The sequence below is a fragment of the Myxococcus sp. CA033 genome (genome assembly GCF_013336625.1).
Classification (GTDB): Bacteria; Myxococcota; Myxococcia; order Myxococcales; family Myxococcaceae; genus Myxococcus; species Myxococcus llanfairpwllgwyngyllgogerychwyrndrobwllllantysiliogogogochensis.
This window is the reverse complement of the sequence record NZ_JABUMU010000001.1, coordinates 247976-264819: the sequence shown is the minus strand read 5'-3', so window position 1 is coordinate 264819 and position 16844 is coordinate 247976. Positions and strand designations below refer to the sequence as shown.

The following is a 16844-nucleotide window of genomic DNA, read 5'->3' as shown; positions in this document are numbered from 1 at the left end:
TGCGCCCCGCTGATTGCCTGGAAAGACGCGCTAATGCGCCGTCCACTCGATGCTCTTGAGGTCGATGCCTTCCTTGGCCATCTCGTAGAGGGGGCTCATGTCGCGCAGCTTGCGGACCTTGTCCACGACCAGGTTGACGACGAAGTCGACCTCCTCCTCGGTGGTGAAGCGGCCCAGGCCGAAGCGGATGGAGCTGTGCGCCAGCTCCTCGTCCACGCCCAGCGCGCGCAGCACGTAGGAGGGCTCCAGCGAGGCGGACGTGCACGCGGAGCCTGACGACACCGCGACGTCCTTGATGCCCATCATCAGGGACTCGCCCTCGGCGTGAGCGAAGGAGATGTTGAGGTTGCCCGGCAGCCGGTGCTCCAGCGAGCCGTTGAGCACCGTCATGTCCAGCGCGTCGGTGAGCCCCTTCCGGAGCTTCTCGCGCAGGCGGAGGATGCGGGCGGCCTCGTCGGCCAGCTCCTCGCGGGCAAGCTGCGCCGCGTGGCCGAAGCCGACGATGGCCGCGACGTTCAGCGTGCCGGAGCGCATGCCGCGCTCATGGCCGCCACCGTCGATGAGGGGGGCGATGCGCACGCGCGGCTTGCGGCGCACGTACAGCGCGCCAATGCCCTTGGGGCCGTACATCTTGTGCGAGGTGATGGAGGCCAGGTCGACCTTCATCGACTCCACGTCGAAGGGCACCTTGCCGATGCCCTGCACCGCGTCGCAGTGGAAGAGGATGCCCTTCTTGCGGCACAGCGCGCCAATCTCCGCGACGGGCTGCACCACGCCAATCTCGTTGTTGGCGAACATGATGGAGACGAGCACCGTCTTCGGCGTCATCGCCTCCTCGAGCTTCTCCATGCTCACCCGGCCGTCCTGCTCCACGTCCAGGTACGTCACGCGCGCGCCACCGGTGGGCATCTCCGCCCACTTCTTGTAGGTCGCGTCGTTCTCCAGGTCGTGCTTCGCGGCCAGCTCCGCCACGTCCTCGGGCGACACGTCGCGCTCGGCCAGCTGCCCCAGGCGCAGGAGCTTCAGCTCGTCCAGCCGCTCCTGGCGCACGCGCTCCAGGCGCTTGCAGGTGTCCAGGATGGCCTTGTGCTCGGTCTTCAGGGTGATGATGTGGTCACCCTTCGACTTGTAGTACTCGATGACGCCCTTGATCGCGAGGTTGTCGGACTCGGTGGCGCCAGAGGTGAAGACAATCTCCTGGTCCGTCGCGCCGATGAGCTCGGCCACCTGCTGGCGGGCCTTCTTCACGGCGGCTTCGGCCTTCCAGCCGAACACGTGGTTGCGGCTGGACGCGTTGCCGAAGTCCTCGCGCAGGTACGGGAGCATCACTTCCAACACACGCGGGTCCAGCGGCGTGGTGGCGTGGTTGTCCATGTAGATCGGCAGCTTCAGCATCGCTTCCCACACCTTCCTGAAGGGGCTTACGACTGCCCCCGCACCCCGGCGCCACCCAAGGGGCGCGCTGCGGCGGGCATACACCGTCACACATGAATGTGGACCGGACTGGTCAATTATAAAATCGGGTGCCCTCGGGTCAAGCGAACATAAGGCGGACGAGAGACCTGCCGGGACTGGCCGGATGGAGGGGATGTCGGCGGTGGAACGGCTGGGCCAGGGTGGATCAGTCCCAGGTGCGCCGTCCTGGAGCGGGGTGCTCCGAAATGGCGCGGTACCCTGGCTACTGTCGCCTGTAAGCGTCTGATTTCCCGTGGGGTCCGCGCTGGCTGGGGGGCTGCAACCTGGGGGGTCCATCAGGAGGCAGGCATGAGCGCGAACGCGAAGCAGACGGCCCGGTCGAGGGAGCAGGCGGAGTCCACGGAAGCCGGTCGGACGCAGCTGGTCCGGGTGGAGGGAGGCTCCGGGGGGATGGAGCGCAACCGGTACTCGGACGGCTGGCGCGCGGGGAAGCCGGCGGAGGACCCGGAGAAGGTGAAGCGCTGGGGCCTCATCACCGCGCGGCCCAGCGAGTTCCTCGTCCACATGCGTCGAGGCCGCGTGCGCGAGGTCAGCGGTCAGGGTGCGAGCTGCTTCAAGCTGCCAGGTGACTCGGTGGCGATTGTGCCCACCAGCATCCAGCGGCTCCAGTTCACCGCGGACCAGGTGACGAGCGAGAAGGTGGGCGTGCAGGTGACGGGCCTCGCGGTGTACCGAATCGCCGACCCGCTGGTGGCCTTCCGCATGCTCAACTTCTCCTTTCCGGAGCGGGCGCAGGAGAAGCTGGCGGAACTCTTGCGGGAGATGTTCGTCGGCGCGGCGCGGCGCCTCGTCGCCAACCTCTCCATCGAGGAGTGCCTGTCGCGGCGCAAGGAGGGCATCGCCGCGGAGCTGATGCGCGAAATCGGGCCCGTGCTCGCGGGCCGGGGTCGGCTGGAAGACTCGGTGGACGCGGGCTGGGGTGTGCTGCTGGACACGATTGAAATCCAGGACGTGCGCGTCCTGTCGTCCACCGTCTTCGAGAACATGCAGGCGCGCTTCCGTCGCGAGCAGGAGCGGCAGGCGCGCGAAGCGGAGCTGGCCAAGGAGCGCTTCGTCCACCGCGAGGAGACGGAGGCCGAGCGGCAATTGAACCTCCAGCGCCTGGAGGCCGAGGACGAGGTCCGCCAGCGCAAGCAGACGGCGGACGAACAATCCCAGCTGGAGACGCTGTCGGTGGCCGCGCGCGTGGCCGAGGCGAAGCTGGCCCAGGAGCGCACGCTGAAGCAGGAGCAGGTCACCGTGGAGCGCGAGGTGGCGCTCACCAAGCTGGCCGCCGAGCAGGAGGTCCGACAGAAGAAGCAGGTCTCCGACGAGCAGGCCAAACTGGAGACGCTCAACGCCGAGGCGCGACTGGCGGAGGCGAAGATTGTCTCCGAGCGGGCGCTCGCGACGAGCCGCGCGCAGGTGGACATGGAGAAGCTGGCGCGCGAGCAGGAAACCGAGGTGGCGCGCGCGCGCATCGCCCTGGAAACGCTCAAGCGCGAGCAGGACGCGGACGTGGGCCGCGCGAAGCTGGAGCTGGAGAAGCAGAAGCTGGCGCAGGAGGCCGAGGCCGCGCAGGCGAAGTTCGAGCTGGTGCGCCTGCAGCGGGAACAGGAAGCGGAGCACGCCCGCGCGCAGATGGAGCTGGAGCGCCTGCGCCGCGAGGAGGAACAGGAGAACGCCCGCGCGCAGATGGAGCTGGAGCGGCTGCGCCGCGAACAGGAACAGACGGCGGCGAGGCACGAGGGACAACTGGCCGAGCAACTCCAGGAAGTGGAGAAGCTCAAGGCCCAGCTCCAGGTGGTGCAGTCCCGGCGCTCCATCGCCGAGGCGGAGGTCGCCATCGCCGAACTGGAGGTGCGACGGGAGAACGCGCGCCAGGGGCTGGAGCTGTCGCGAGCCCGCGCGCTGCGCGACATCGAGAACACCATCAGTCCGGAGGTCATCCAGATGACGCTCGCGCAGCAGCTCCCGCTGGTGGCGGCGGCCTTCCAGCAGAAAATGGGCGAGGTTCACGTCACGGCGGTGGATGGAGCGAATCCCTTTGGTTACATCGCCGCCGCGGTGGAGGGCGTCATGGGGCTGGCGCGCTCCGCGGGCTTGAAGGTGCCCGCTTCCTCGCTTGCCCCCACGGCGCAGTAGCCCGCTGACCGGGGCCTGCGTATACAAGGCAGGCCCTTTCGGGAAGACGGAGTGAAGCGCGCATGAATGCCAAGAAGCTGGGATTGATGGCCGTGCTGGCCGGCGTGGCGGTGGCCGTGGTGCCGTGGCTGCTGCCCACCGGGCCGAGCACGGAGCTCGACGCGGCGCGTTTCCTCGAATCCGGCAGCCTCTTCGTGGGCGCGGCCGTCGTCTTCGGCGGCGGTCTGCTCACCGCGCTGACGCCCTGCGTCTACCCGCTCATCCCGATTACGGTGTCCGTCTTCGGCGCCCGCAAGGCGGACAGCCGGGGCAAGGCGCTGCTGCTCACCACGTCCTACATCGTCGGCATGGGGGTGGTGTTCAGCGCGCTGGGCATCCTCGCGGCGAAGACGGGGCAGGCGTTCGGTTCGATGCTGGGGCACCCGGCGGTGGTGACGGGGCTGGCGGTGTTCCTCCTGCTGCTCGCCTCGTCCATGTTCGGGGCGTTCGAGCTGGCGCTGCCGTCGAGCCTCCAGACGCGGCTGAACTCGGTGGGCGGCGCGGGCGTGGCGGGCGCGTTCCTGATGGGCAGCGTGTCCGGATTCCTGGCGGCGCCGTGCACGGGTCCGGTGCTGACGGGCCTGCTGGCCTTCGTGGCGAAGACGGCGAACACGACGCTGGGCGCCTCGCTGCTGTTCATCTACGCGCTGGGCATCGGCGTGCCGTTCTTCGTCCTCGGCGTGTCCACGGTGCGGCTGCCCAAGAGCGGCGTGTGGATGGAGTGGGTGAAGAGCGTGCTGGGCATCGTCCTCGTCGCGCTGGCCTTCAGCTACCTGAAGGACGCGTCGCCCTGGGCGCGCGGCGTGGTGAAGATGCTGGGCGCGGAGCTGGGCCGGGTGCCGGGCGCGGCCGTGGCGGCCGGGCTGGCGGTGGTGGGCGTGCTGGTGGGCGCGGTGCACCGCTCCTTCAAGGAGGGCGCGCGGGAGTTCTCGTTCAAGGCGTTCGGCGTGGCGCTGGTGGTGGTGGCGCTGGTGATTCGCGGTGGCGCGCTGGATGCGGGCCCGGTGGGCGAGCTGTGGGTGCGCCTGGGTGTGGCCGAGCCGCCGCGCGCGCCGTCCTGGCAGTGGCACCACGTGATGCCCGCCAAGCACGCGACGTTCTCCGCGGATGCGTTCGAGAAGGTGCTGGCCCAGGCGAAGACGGACGGGCGCCCGGTGCTCATCGACTTCTTCGCGGACTGGTGCGCGGCCTGCAAGGAACTGGACCGCGAGACGTACCCGGCGGCCGAGGTCATCTCGCAGTCGTCCGAGGGGCAGTTCCTCACCATCAAGATTGACGCGACGAACAGCGAGGACGCGCTCGACGCGTTGATGGAGCGCTTCGGGGTGGAGGGTCTGCCGACGGTGGCCTTCGTGGCCCAGGACGGCAAGGTGCTTACGCGTCCGCGCATCACCGGCTTCCTGGAGCCCACGCCCTTCGCCGCGGAGATGCGCAAGGCGCGCTGCACCGACGGCGCGTCCTGCTGAGCCGCGTTCAGTCCCCGTCGTCCTCGTCACACGAGGCGCCGGGCCTGCGTCCCCGGCTCGCGAGCACGCGGTCGATCATCAGCTCATGCAGCGCGTAGAGGGGCCTCGCCACGTCCTCGCCTTCCAGGTACGCGAAGGCACCGGCGATGGCCTCCAGCGTGGACATGCCATCCGGATGGGGCGGTCTGCGCAGCCTGCGTGAGTCGGGTGGCGGCGGAGGCAGCATCAGGCTCGGCAGCCGGCGCAGCTCCGGCACCCGCTGCACCATGCGCTTCGCCTGACCCCAGCTCCCATCCAGGACGATGAGTCGCTTCGGAAGCGCGGCATCCGGCGCGGGCGCCTGCTGCGTCGTGGGGAACAAGAGCCACGTGGCGCCGTCGTCCTCGAGCGTCGACACATCGAAGCGCTCGCTCGGCGAGCCATACGAGACGATGCGACAGCGAGGCATCGCGAGCGCGGCCATGCGGGCCGTGTTCGTCGACTTCAGCGTCTCCTTGTGGTGACGGATGATGAGCAGCTCGGTGCGCGTGGAGATGACGGGCAGCTCGGCGCACAGGCACAACACGGTGGGCAGAAAACAGCGCGGACAGCGACCCGCGAGGTCCTCCGGAGTTCGAGACCTCATTTCCCCTGACGGTATCGCTCCATCAGCACGCGCGCCTCACGAAGCTTCTCCTCGACGTAGCGGTCATCCGCGTCCGGCTCGTAGTCGGCGTCCGGCACGTCGAGTTGGAAGATGGCGGACAGGAGGATGGGCGCCACCTCCAGCCACTCGGCCGTGCGGTTGAGCGCCGCCTGCCTCCGGCCCGCGAAGGTCTCCGGCCCGTCCTCCGGCCCGCAGCGGCAGATTCGCGCCGAGTCACCGGATACGTCCACGTAGAGCCCCAGCACCTCCGCGTCGACCTCGGCGGCGAGCGCGCACGTCGCCTCGCTCACGTACGCGGCCATGGCCTGGGCCGCGGAGCGCTCGGTGAGGGAGCGCACCAGGTACACCTGCCAACCGGCCTCGGAGAGCGCGCCCGACTCCTGGATGGGCGTCAGCTCCGCGGGGGGCGCCTGGATGCGTGACAGCAATCGCCGCACGGGTGCCTCCAGCCGCTCCAGTCGCGCGTTGGACGCGGGACAGAAGAAGAGGACGCGATACTCACGGCTGTCTGCTGCGGTTTCCATGGGCATACGGCGTCGCCAGGCGCTGCACTGCAAGCAAGAGCTTCGTTCACCCAAGAGGACCAAAGGATTCCCCGACCTTGCAAGTGGGGAGTTCGGCGGAGGGTTCAAGGCGCGGCGGACGGGAGGGGCACGCCTGACGCGGCGCCCCTTCGCTCGGAGGCGACCCAGACCCCCGCCGCCAACACCAGCAGTCCGCCCGCCACCCCCACCGGGGTGAGGGCCTCCGCGAAGACGGCCCAGCCCACCAGGGAGGCCGTGAGCGGCTCCAGATAGGTCAGGGCCCCGGCCGCCGCCGTGGGCACATGGCGCAGCCCGGCATTGAAGAGGCAGGTCCCCAGCAGGCCACACACCGCGCCCCCGGCGAGCACCTGGAGCGTGGCCCCATCCAGCGCCGGGGGCAAGGCGTCCGCCCCGGCGATGAGCAACAACACCCCCGCGGACACCGGCGCATGGAGTGACGCGACCGCCACGGGAGAATATGCCCGTGTCGCCGCTTTCGTCCCCAGGACGATGGCCGCGTAGAACAGGGCGCTCCCGGCGCCCAGCGCCGCCGTCATGCCCGCGCCGCCCGTCCCATCCGGCCGGCCGATGAGCAGCACCAGCCCCAGCAGCGTCACGGGCGCGGCGACCAGGGCCCGGAAGGAGCGCCGCTCGCCCAGCACCCAGGGGGCCGCGAGCGCCAGCAGCAGGGGGGCCAGATAGTGCGTGAGCACGGCCACCGAGACGGGGCCACGCTTCATGGCGGCGAAGAAGAGGCTGATGTTGGCCGCGTCCGCCAGGCCGACGACGAGCAGGGCCGCGGTGGCTCGCTTGTCGCGCCAGAGGGCGCCGCGCAGCAGGAAGGGCACCGGCAGCGACATGGCGATGAGGGCCAAAAGCGCGTTCTGGGCCCAGGACAGGCCCGCGGGCCGGAGGAAGAGGGACCAACACCCCCAGAGGGTGGCCCCGGCCGCGACCATGGCGAAGTGCCGCACTGCTCATGACTCCTGGTGACGCCGAATCGCCCGGAGGCGCCGACGGGGCGCGCAGCCTAGGAACATCTGCCACACTCCGTCCATGGGGCCCTTGTTCGCCTACAGCCTCGTGCCCGTCCTGTCGGTGTCGCTCCTCTTGTGTTTCACCGCCGCGCTGCGCGGACGTGACGCCCGGGGCTTGACGCTGTACTGCCTGGCCACGGCCTTCTGGAGCGGCTCGTTGCTCTTGATGTGCGTGCCCCAGGGCGCGTGGCTGGGGTCGCGCTTCGCCGCCAGCGGTGCCTTCACCGCCGCCGCGTACCTCCACGTCGCCTACGATGTCACCCGGCAGCGCTCCTACCGGCAGGTGGTGCTGGCCTACTTCGTGGCGGCGGTCGTCACCATCGTGGGCGCGCTCTTTCCGGATGCGCTGTACGGGCCGCTCGCGATGAAGCGGGGGCCGTTGTTCTGGCCCGTCATCGGGCTGTCGGTTTCCGCGGCCGTGGTGCCGCTGCTGCATCTGGCCCGCTCGTATCCGCGCGAGACGCCGGAGCGACGGCCGCTGTTGCGCAGCCTGGGCATCGTCGGCGCGCTGGCGTACTCGGGCGGGCTGGGCACGGCGCTGCTCCTGTCGGGTGGCTACGCGCTGCCCTTCGGGCTGTACGGGGTGCTGGCCTCGCTGCTGGTGCTGGTGCACGTGGTCAACGCGCATCAGCCTCCCGGGGAGCGAAGGCTCCTGGAGCGCAGCCTCGTCTACTCGGCGATGGCGGCGGTGCTGTCGGCGGGCTTCCTCTTCGGCGTGTTGACGCTGATGGCGGGCAGCGGGCAACCCTTCCTGCGCGAGTACCGGGTGGGCGCCTTCTTCCTGCTGGCGCTGGCGGCGCTCGCCTTCGAGCCCCTGCGGCAGGGGCTCCAGGAATGGCTGGGGCGCCGGTTCCTGAAGGGTCGGGCCACCGGCACCGAACTGGTGGCGGCCCTGGCCGAGCAGGAGACCCGCGCGGACCAGGCGGCGCGACTGGCGGAGCTGGGCCAGTTCACCTCCGCCGTGGCCCACGAGGTGCGAAACCCGCTGGGCGTGCTCGCCGCGCACCTGAAGCTCCTGGAGCGCCAGGGCGTGGATGCGGACTCGGTCGCCGCCATGCGTGAGCAGATCTCCCGCGCCGGGCACTTCGTGGACGAGCTGCTGCGATATGGCCGGCCCCGGCCGCTGGAGCTGCGCCGGGTGGACATCCAGGCCACCGTGGAGCTGGCGTATTCCACCGCGCGACAGGGATTGGGAACGCTGGCGCCGGACGTGGCCTTCGAACTCGCGGACAGCGGACCCCTGGCGCTGGAAGCCGACCAATCCCAGCTCTCGCAAGTGTTTGTGATTGTCCTGGAGAATGCCTTGCTCGCGCTGCGCGAGACTCCCGCGCCACGCCTTCGCGTGCGCTGCGAGCGTTCCGAGGCGACCCTCCAGGTCATCGTCGAGGACAGTGGCCAAGGCATCCCTCCGGAGCTGCTCCCCCGGCTGTTCCAACCCTTCGTCACGGGACGTCGCCGTGAGGGACCTCGCCCGGGGACGGGCCTGGGGCTGGCCATTGCGCGGGGAATCCTGGAGCGTCACGGAGGCGCGGTGCGGGCTGGACGCTCCGAGTCCCTGGGTGGCGCGAGCTTCGTCGTGACGCTCCCTTTGACGCAGCCCGTGCCCCTGGCCGCTGCCGCCTCCTGACGTCATACTGTCTTCACGTAGACACTTTTTCTACAGGGCTTTCGGATGTCGCTCGAATGCCGTGTCTGTGAGGAAAAGAGCGTGTCGGCAATAAAGCAGACCTGACGCGTTCTCTGGTGAAAGGGAAGGAGGGGGCCATGAGAGCACGGCCGAGATTGAGGGTGGTGGAGCCTCCGTCTGGAGAACCGAGGGCGGACTTCGAGGTCTTCGCTCGCCAATTCCAACCCGCGTTGTTTGCCATTCTTAGAAAGTATTGCGTGGGCATCGAGCACGAGGTCGAAGACCTGGTGCACGATGTGTTGTTGCGTGCGCTGCTCCAGTGGGAACACCTACAGCATTGGGAGTCGTACAAGCAGCGCTTCTGGTTGGGGCGGGTGGCGGAGAATTGCTTCCTGGACCGGTGTCGGCGCCGCAAGAGCGAGGCGGACCGGCTGCGCAACCTGCTCGAGCTCCACGAGGAAGCGGAGCACATCGACGAGGCCGCGCAGGACGAACTGTGGTGTCACGTCGGTGAAGAGGACGTGAAGTGGGCGCTGACCTTCCTCAGCCCCAAGCTGCGATTGACCTTCGAGCAGTACCTCCAAGGGATGTCCTATGCGCGCATCGCTCGAGAGACAGGCGTACCGCAGGGGACGGTGGGCGCGCGCCTGCATCACGCTCGACTGGAGCTTCGAGAACTGCTGCGTGAGACGGCCGAGCGTCGACGCCGGGAGCGGGGACGATGACGGTCGACTGCAAGGACCTGCCTCGGTTCCTCGACGGCCAGATGAACGCGGCGGAGCAGGGCGGGTTTCGTCAGCACCTGGGCATGTGCGCGCTTTGCGAGGCTCGCTTCCGGGAGAGCCTGCAACTGGAGTTGCTGGCGCATCGGGCCTTTCCCTCGCATGCGCCTTCATCCGCGAAGCGGCCTCCTTCCACCGGGCGTTGGTTCGGTGAGAGCGGGTCTGGCTTCAAGGTCCTCGTCGCGTGTCTCGCGGTGTTGTTGTTCTTCCCGAGCGCCGGCCACTGGGGCGGCGAAGACCTGTCCTGGCTCGTCAAGGACGGCCCGCGCACGCTGGAGGCGCGGGTGACGTATCGCGCGGTGGATGCGCGCTACCAGCCCTATGTCCCGGACCGGAGCGGGGCCTGGTCACGTCCCGCCGTGCCCTCGCTGCCGCTGCAGGAGCTGTCGAGGATGGAGGCGCGGGGAGACCTGCACGGCATCGCCACCGCGTACCTGCTTCATGGCGCGCCCCGACAGGCCCTGGCCTTCCTGAAGCGGCTGCCTCCCTCGGTGGACAGGGACTGTGACCTGGCGCTCCTGGCGCTGGAGCAGGCGCGACAGGGCGGGCCGCTGGACACGCGTCACGCGCATCTGGAAGAGGCGCTGGAGCTGCTGGCGGGTGTGCTGCGCGTCTCACCGAGACATCCCCAGGCCCTGTGGAACAGGGCGCTGACGCTGGCGGAGCTGGGGCTGACGCTCCAGGCAGCGGACTCGTTCGGAGAGGTCGCGAAGTTGGGAGAGGTGGGCTGGAGCGAGGAGGCCTCGGCCCGGGAACGGGCCCTGCGCGAGTCCACGCTCTGGCGCGGTCGAGCCTGGAAGGACGCCTTCGCCGCGACGCGGGACTTGCTGACGGATGCGTCCGCGCCGCTGCCCCTGGTGGCGGTGAGGGACCATCCAGGCATCCTCCGACTGGCCTTCTACGACGCGGTGCGAGCGGCACCCCGGCGACAGGACGTGCTGCGGTTGCTGCCGCTGGCCCGGGCACTGGACGAGCGCTACGGCGGAGCCGTCCTCCAGACGTGGCTGTCTCGCGTGGCGGAGCGGGACTTCACACGAAGGGGACCTCTGGCGCGGAGGTACGCCCAGCTCGTGCTGGGCGCGCTGTCGCCTTCCGGAGCGGTGATGGAGGAGCTGCGCCGCTCGGGAGAGGATGACCTCTATCTGGGCGCGCTCGTGCTCGCGGGCTCGGCGCGACAGCCGGTGGACTCGGAAGCGCTGGTGCGACTGGCGCAGGCGTCCGAGGACCCGTGGATGCGGGTGCTCGGCGAACTGGAGCTGGCTCGCGCGGACCAGCGGGACGGTCGCTGGTGGAACGCCGAGCAACGGCTGCTGGAGGCGCTGGACACCTGCCAGAAGCAGGGCCTGGTGTATCGCTGCCTGGGTCTGGAGCATGCGCTCACGGAGCTGTACCTGGACCTGCACCGCCCCGCGGACGCCTTCCAGCATGCGTGGAACGGCTGGGGCCGCGCGCAGGAGTCTCGCGAGTGGAGGTACGAGCAGTTGTTCCTCCAGGAGCTGGCGGACGTGGCGCGCTATCAACATTCCTTCACCAGCGCCCGCGCCTATCTGGAGGAGTCGCTGGTCCGCATGCCGGAGGACTGCGCCCAGCGCACGCACGTGCACAGCAACGTGGCCTTGCTGGAGTGGCAGCGCTTCCGTCCGGACGCGGCGCGTGAGTCGCTGGAGCGGGCGCTGGAATGTGAGCGACCGCTGGGGATGACAGGCGCGCGGGTGTTGTCGGAGATGGCCCGCTCCAATCCCCGGCCCCATGACGAGCATTGGCTGCGCCGGGCCCTGGCGGACCTGCGGCGGGAGGGAGGCTCGCCCGGGCGCGAGGCGTTGCTGCTCGTCTTCGAGGGTCAGTTCGCGCTGGAGCAGTCGCGAGACGCGGGCCAGGCGTTGCTCTGGAGGGGCGTGTCGATGGCGGAGCACACGCCGGACAGCGTCGACGCGCGCAAGGCGCTCGCCTTCGGCTACTCGGCCCTTCTCTCCGAGGCGGGGCGTGCCGGTGCCTGGAACGAGGCCCTCGCGTTGATGGGCCGCGAGCTGCGCGTCGAGTCCGTCCCCGCGAGCTGCCTGCTGGTGGTGTCGCTTCAGCACGAGCGCACCCTGGTCCTCGCGCGCGGGCCTCAGGGCGAGCTGAAGGGCGCGTATTCCTCCGACCGTCGGGAGCCGCTGCGCGACGATGCCTCCGGACTGGTTCCCGCCGAACTCGTGAAGGAGCTGACGGGCTGCGAGCACGTGGAGGTGCTCACCCGGCCGCCCGTGCACGGTCTCACCGGTCTGTTGCCGGATTCGCTGGCGTGGAGCTATCGCGTGGGGCGAGGCGCGCGGAGCCTGCCCGCGCAAGGAGGACAGTCCAGTCACCTGGTCGTCACCGAGGTGGCGAGCCCTCCCACCCTGCGGCTGCCGAAGCTGGGGGCGCTGACGCCGCCGCGCGTACCGGACCCGTGGCGCGTGGAGCTTCGGGGCGCGGAGGCCACGCCGTCACGGGTGCTGCGGGAGATGGAAGACGCGTCCGAGGTCGAAATCCACACCCATGGGTTGTTCAGCGCCTCCCTGTCCGACGCGTCGATGGTGGTGCTCGCGCCGGACCCGGACGGACGCTACGCGCTGACCGCCGACAAGGTCCGTCAGACAAAGCTGAAGCATGCTCCGCTGGTGCTGCTGGCCACGTGTGGCGCGGCGAAGACGGCGCCGTTTCCGCATGAGTCCTTCAGCCTGCCCGTGGCCTTCATCTCTGCGGGCGCGAGCGCCGTGCTGGCGGCCTCCGTGGAGATTCCCGACACCGCGGGCGGCTTCTTCGAGAAGGTGCGCGAGCGCATCCGCGCGGGGGCTCGTCCGTCCGTGGCGCTGCGGGACTTGCGCGCGCTGTGGTTGCGCGAACAGCCCGATGACGCGCGGTGGCTGTCCCATGTCCTCCTCTTCGAGTGAGCGCTTCGCGAGAGCGCTCCTTGTCGAGGGATGTGACGTGAGGGGTTTCCGACAACAAGCAGGACGTCGTGCGTTCTATGGCATGAGGGCCGCCAGCGCCCCGCATCCAGCGGGGGAGCGGAAGGCGGACCCCAGGAGCCGTGCGACATGACGAACTGCTTGAGCGACGCGAAGCCGACGGAGGAAGCGCCCGCGCTGCAAGGGCCCGCGGTGAGTGGGACCGCTCCGGAGCAGGAGCCGAAGGTGGAGGGGGATGTCCACGGAGACGAGTCCGACACTCCTCCGGCGGCCGCCCGTCCCGACGTGAGGGACCCTCCTCCCACCGGTCCTCCGGGCTGAGAGGGACGAGCGCGGCGGCCGGAACGCTTCGCGGATGTCTCCCGTTCGTGGGGCGTCCAAGCAAGTGGTGGGGCGGAGCAGACGCGGTGTCCTTCCGGTGGCGGGTCGACTCCGCCCTGGGGGCTGCACCGATGTCCGGGAGCTGGCGGAAACCGGCGTGGTTGCGTCGGTTTCCAGACGGCGACCCAAGGATTCCGGGTGGCTGCGTTTCGAGTGGGCGTGGAAGGAGGGCGAGGGGTCGATGAAGGACCATCGCAATGCCTCGGTGAAGCGATTCACCGTGGCCTACAGTGCCGCCGTGGCACACGAAGGCTTCGAGGAGTTCGCTCAGCGCGTCAGGCCCATGCTCGTGGCCCTGGCGAGGCGTCTGTGCGGCCAGGGTGGCATCGACCCGGAGGATCTGGCGCAGGAAGCGCTTGTCCGGGCGCTTGTCCACCATGCCACCTTGTCCTCACAGCCAGAGCCCGTGTACCGGGCGTGGCTGTGCAGGGCGCTCACCAATCACTTCCTGGACCAGTGCCGCAGGAGGCGGACGGAGCTGCTGGAGCAGGAGCGCCGGGATATCCGCCTGGTGCGCGAGGACGTGGAGTCTCCCGACGCGAGAACGGGCGAGATGTGGGAGCGCATCACCGACGCGGACCTGGTCCAGGCCATTTCCCGGCTGCCCAATCCGCGCGTGCGCGAGGCGTTCGAGCTGCACGCCACGGGACTGCGCTACCGGGCCATCGCCCACCGCATGGGCGTGCCCGAGGGCACCGTGGGCAGCTGGCTGTTCCAGGCGCGCAAGGAGCTGCGCGAGCTGCTGATGCCGCTGACGGATGGTGGGGGGATGGCATGAGCCCTCCGTGTCATCGGTTGTATTTGTTCCTGGATGGCGAATTGCCCCCGGTGGACGAGGAGAACTTCCGCCACCACCTGGCTCGCTGCGGAATGTGCGCGTCCGGGCTGCACGAGGCGATGCAGCTGGAGCTGCTTGGCTTCCAGGCACTCCACCCGGAGGGGCTGCCCCTCGAGGAGGAGGTGGAAGAAGCGCCGCGCTTCGAGACGTCCCCGGCGTGGCCCGCGCCGCCCTGGCCGAAGCCCGCGTGGCACCAGCGGCTGCGCTCGGTGTTGCCCGCGCGGAGGGGCCCGGTGGGCTGGTGGGCCGCGGGAGCGGTGGCGCTGGCCGCGGGGCTCCTGGTGTTGGTGCTGGCCGTGCCTCGCGCGAGGGACACGTCGCCCGAGGTGTGGGTGGCCCATGCGACGCAGCGCGCGCTGGAGGCGCGGGTCTCCTATTCACGGGCGGACGGGTATCGCCCCTACGTGCCGATGCGCGCCGGGCCCGAGGCTCCCGTGGTGACGGCGCCCCTGCCGCTGCGCGAGCTGGCGGAGCTGGAGGACCGGGGCGACCTGCATGGCATCGCCGCCGCTTACCTCGTGCGCAGGGACGTGCGGCAGGCGGCGGACTTCCTGCGACGGACGCCCGCGTCGTTGGACCGCGACAGCGACCTGGCGGTCATCGCGCTGGAGCAGGGGCGGCGAGAGGACGCGCTGGAGCAGTTGGAGACCGTGCTGCGAAAGTCGCCGGACCATCCGCAGGCGCTGTGGAACCGGGCGCTGGTGTTGCGGGAGCTGGGGTTGACGCTCCAGGCCGCGGAGGCCTTCGACGCGGTGGTGAAGCTGGGGGAGGCCGGGTGGAGCGAGGAAGCCCGGGTGCGCTCCCAGGCGCTGCGCAGCGAGACGTTGCTGCGCTCGCGGGACTTCCAAGACGCAAGGGCGGCGGCGCAGAACCTGACCACGATGCAAGGCGCGCGTCTGCCGCTGGCCGAGGCCCGTCGCTTCCCGGGCGTGGTGAGGCTGTCCTTCTACGACGCGTTGAGGACGGCGACCACGCGCGAGGCGGCGCTGCGGCTCCTGCCGCTCGCGGAGGTGCTGGACGAGGTGCAGGGCGGCTCCACGCTGCGCGACACCGTGCAGGCCGTCGCGCGCGCGGACTTCCAGCGCAGAGGGCCGCTGGCGCGAGACTATGCGCGACTGCTGAGGGGTGAGCATCCCTCGCCGGGCGCGTTCCTGGAGAGCCTGCGGCGCTCCGGAGAGGACGACCTGTACCTGGGCGCGCTCGTGGCGCTGGACATGGTGGCGCGCCACCTGGACGACTTCGAGCGCATCGCCCGGGCCGGAGGCGACCCCTGGTTGGTGCTGCTGGCCGAGCGTGAGCTGTCCGTCCGGGAGGAGCACGCGGGCGAACCGTGGAAGGCGGAGCAGCGGCTGCGCGCGGCGCTGTCGTCGTGCTCGGGGCGGGGGTTGGCGTACCGGTGCGCGATGCTGCGACGACGGCTGGCGGACCTCTTCGTGCGACTGCACCGGCAGGCGGACGCGCTGGAGGAAGCGCGTGACGGCTGGCGCCTGACGCGGGAGCTGGGGGAGTGGAACCTGGAGCAGCAGTTCCTCCAGGAGATGGCGCAGATCGCCCGCCTTCGCCACAACGCGGCCAGCGCGCGGGCCTTCCTGCGCGAGTCCCTGTCACGCATCCCGGATGACTGCGAACAGCGCACGTATGTGCACCGCAACCTCGCCATCGTGGCCTGGTCCGACTTCCGCCCGGACGAGGCCCGCGAGGAGCTGGAGCAGGCCACCCGCTGTGGACGCCCCCTGGGCATGTCGGGCGCATGGGTGCTCTCGTATCTGGCCCGCCATGGCGCGGAGGTCCGCGACGAGGACCTGCTACGGCGCACGCTCGACGAACTGCGCCGCGGCTCGCGCACGCCAGGGGAGCTGGCGCTGCTGACGTTCCTGGACGGTCAGTTCATGCTGGAGCGGGAGCGGGCGTCGGGGCGGGAACTCTTGCATGGCGCCATCGACGCGGCGGAGGCGCTTCCTCGGGACGTGGACGCTCGCAAGGCCCGGGTCTTCTCGTACGGCGTGTTGGTGAGCGACGCGGCCCGCTCCGGTGTCCAGGAGCAGGTGCTGGCGCTGATGGGGCAGGCCCTCCGGGTGCCCGTCCCGGAGCGCTGTGTGCTCGCGGTGTCCGTGGACCACGAGCGCACGGTGACGACCGTACGCGACGCGGCGGGCGCGCTGTCGGGCGTCTATGACGACCGGCGTTCCTCGTCCCTGCACGGGACGGCCGACGGGCTCGTTCCATCGAGGCTGGTGGCGGCGCTCCGCGGATGCGAGCACGTGGACGTGCTGGCCTTGCCGCCCGTGCACGGCCTGCCGGGACTGCTGCCCGCGGACCTGGCCTGGAGCTACCGCGTGGGGCGCCCCGGGCCCGTTCCCGAGGCGCGGGTCCAGGGCGGCCGCCACCTGGTCGTCACGGGCGTGGACGCGCCGCCAGCGCTCGGGCTGGAGAAGCTTTCGCCCCTGGAGGCGCCTCGTGTGCCGGACCCGCTGCGAGTGGAGCTGCGCGGCGCGGCGGCCACCCCGTCGCGCGTGCTTCGTGAGATGGCGGAGGCGCGCGAGATTGAACTCCACACGCACGGCCTCTTCAGCTCGGAGCTGTCGGACTCCTCGCTGCTGGTGCTCGCGCCGGAAGAGGATGGACGGTACGCGCTCGCGGCGAACCAGGTGCGGGAGCAGCCGCTCGCCGGCGCCCCCCTGGTGTTGCTCGCGGCGTGTGGGGCTGCTCGCGCCGCGCCCTTCCTTCACGAAACGGTGAGCCTGCCGGTGGCCTTCATCGAGGCAGGGGCGCGCACCGTGCTCGCCTCCACCGGTGACATTCCCGATACGGCGGGGCGCTTCTTCGAGTCCGTACGCGAGCGCATCCGCGCGGGGGCCCCGGCCTCCCGGGCCCTGCGCGACGAGCGCCTGGCGTGGCTGGCCCGCGAGCCGGCGGCAACCTGGCCCGCACAGGTCCTCCTGTTCGAGTGACGTGTCGACACGTCATCAAG

The 16844-nt window shown here is 70.4% G+C and carries 12 protein-coding genes; 8 read left to right on the top strand and 4 right to left on the bottom strand.

The window, feature by feature from the left end:
• Positions 1-30 precede the first annotated feature (30 nt).
• Positions 31-1392 carry an IscS subfamily cysteine desulfurase gene (locus HUA78_RS00945; protein ID WP_254614657.1) on the bottom strand — a complete coding sequence of 454 codons (1362 nt, stop codon included), beginning with the start codon at positions 1390-1392 and terminating at the stop codon, positions 31-33.
• Between the two features lie 372 nt (positions 1393-1764).
• On the opposite strand from HUA78_RS00945, the gene HUA78_RS00940 reads away from it, so the two are divergent.
• Positions 1765-3600 (top strand): SPFH domain-containing protein, encoded by a 1836-nt coding sequence (locus HUA78_RS00940; protein ID WP_174453540.1) that lies wholly within the window; start codon positions 1765-1767, stop codon positions 3598-3600.
• A gap of 62 nt (positions 3601-3662) precedes the next feature.
• Positions 3663-5105, top strand: a complete 1443-nt coding sequence (locus HUA78_RS00935) for a protein-disulfide reductase DsbD (RefSeq protein WP_141644218.1) — start codon at positions 3663-3665, stop codon at positions 5103-5105.
• 7 nt (positions 5106-5112) lie between these two features.
• On the opposite strand, the gene HUA78_RS00930 is transcribed toward HUA78_RS00935, so the two are convergent.
• The 3 genes from HUA78_RS00930 to HUA78_RS00920 all read right to left on the bottom strand — a co-directional run bounded on the left by HUA78_RS00930 (position 5113) and on the right by HUA78_RS00920 (position 7249).
• Entirely contained in the window at positions 5113-5730 is a 618-nt protein-coding gene (locus tag HUA78_RS00930) for a tRNA-uridine aminocarboxypropyltransferase (protein ID WP_174453541.1), read from the bottom strand.
• A complete protein-coding gene (locus HUA78_RS00925) occupies positions 5727-6275 on the bottom strand; it encodes a hypothetical protein (protein ID WP_141644216.1) in 549 nt (182 codons plus the stop codon). The genes HUA78_RS00930 and HUA78_RS00925 overlap by 4 nt, the downstream gene beginning before the upstream one ends.
• A 104-nt stretch (positions 6276-6379) precedes the next feature.
• Positions 6380-7249 (bottom strand): DMT family transporter, encoded by an 870-nt coding sequence (locus HUA78_RS00920; RefSeq protein ID WP_174475469.1) that lies wholly within the window; start codon positions 7247-7249, stop codon positions 6380-6382.
• Between the two features lie 82 nt (positions 7250-7331).
• Here HUA78_RS00920 and HUA78_RS00915 point away from each other — a divergent pair, with 82 nt between their 5' ends.
• The 6 genes from HUA78_RS00915 to HUA78_RS00890 all read left to right on the top strand — a co-directional run bounded on the left by HUA78_RS00915 (position 7332) and on the right by HUA78_RS00890 (position 16824).
• Positions 7332-8939, top strand: coding sequence for a sensor histidine kinase (locus HUA78_RS00915; RefSeq protein WP_174453543.1), 1608 nt, complete (start codon positions 7332-7334; stop codon positions 8937-8939).
• 137 nt (positions 8940-9076) lie between these two features.
• Entirely contained in the window at positions 9077-9664 is a 588-nt protein-coding gene (locus tag HUA78_RS00910) for an RNA polymerase sigma factor (protein WP_141644213.1), read from the top strand.
• On the top strand, positions 9661-12636 hold the full coding sequence (locus HUA78_RS00905; protein ID WP_174475467.1) for a CHAT domain-containing protein: 2976 nt from the start codon (positions 9661-9663) through the stop codon (positions 12634-12636). The genes HUA78_RS00910 and HUA78_RS00905 overlap by 4 nt, the downstream gene beginning before the upstream one ends.
• A 147-nt stretch (positions 12637-12783) precedes the next feature.
• Positions 12784-12975 carry a hypothetical protein gene (locus HUA78_RS00900; RefSeq protein WP_174453545.1) on the top strand — a complete coding sequence of 64 codons (192 nt, stop codon included), beginning with the start codon at positions 12784-12786 and terminating at the stop codon, positions 12973-12975.
• Between the two features lie 241 nt (positions 12976-13216).
• On the top strand, positions 13217-13813 hold the full coding sequence (locus tag HUA78_RS00895; RefSeq protein ID WP_174453546.1) for an RNA polymerase sigma factor: 597 nt from the start codon (positions 13217-13219) through the stop codon (positions 13811-13813).
• On the top strand, positions 13810-16824 hold the full coding sequence (locus HUA78_RS00890) for a CHAT domain-containing protein (RefSeq protein WP_174475466.1): 3015 nt from the start codon (positions 13810-13812) through the stop codon (positions 16822-16824). The genes HUA78_RS00895 and HUA78_RS00890 overlap by 4 nt, the downstream gene beginning before the upstream one ends.
• The last annotated feature ends 20 nt before the right edge of the window (positions 16825-16844 follow it).

What these genes read in the sequence shown, in the direction of transcription:
- HUA78_RS00895 (WP_174453546.1), top strand. Translation starts at nt 13,217, where the DNA reads ATGAAGGACCATCGCAATGCCTCGGTGAAGCGATTCACCGTGGCCTAC.
- HUA78_RS00925 (WP_141644216.1), bottom strand. Translation starts at nt 6,275, where the DNA reads ATGGAAACCGCAGCAGACAGCCGTGAGTATCGCGTCCTCTTCTTCTGT.
- HUA78_RS00930 (WP_174453541.1), bottom strand. Translation starts at nt 5,730, where the DNA reads ATGAGGTCTCGAACTCCGGAGGACCTCGCGGGTCGCTGTCCGCGCTGT.
- HUA78_RS00900 (WP_174453545.1), top strand. Translation starts at nt 12,784, where the DNA reads ATGACGAACTGCTTGAGCGACGCGAAGCCGACGGAGGAAGCGCCCGCG.
- HUA78_RS00935 (WP_141644218.1), top strand. Translation starts at nt 3,663, where the DNA reads ATGAATGCCAAGAAGCTGGGATTGATGGCCGTGCTGGCCGGCGTGGCG.
- HUA78_RS00910 (WP_141644213.1), top strand. Translation starts at nt 9,077, where the DNA reads ATGAGAGCACGGCCGAGATTGAGGGTGGTGGAGCCTCCGTCTGGAGAA.
- HUA78_RS00915 (WP_174453543.1), top strand. Translation starts at nt 7,332, where the DNA reads ATGGGGCCCTTGTTCGCCTACAGCCTCGTGCCCGTCCTGTCGGTGTCG.
- HUA78_RS00890 (WP_174475466.1), top strand. Translation starts at nt 13,810, where the DNA reads ATGAGCCCTCCGTGTCATCGGTTGTATTTGTTCCTGGATGGCGAATTG.
- HUA78_RS00905 (WP_174475467.1), top strand. Translation starts at nt 9,661, where the DNA reads ATGACGGTCGACTGCAAGGACCTGCCTCGGTTCCTCGACGGCCAGATG.
- HUA78_RS00940 (WP_174453540.1), top strand. Translation starts at nt 1,765, where the DNA reads ATGAGCGCGAACGCGAAGCAGACGGCCCGGTCGAGGGAGCAGGCGGAG.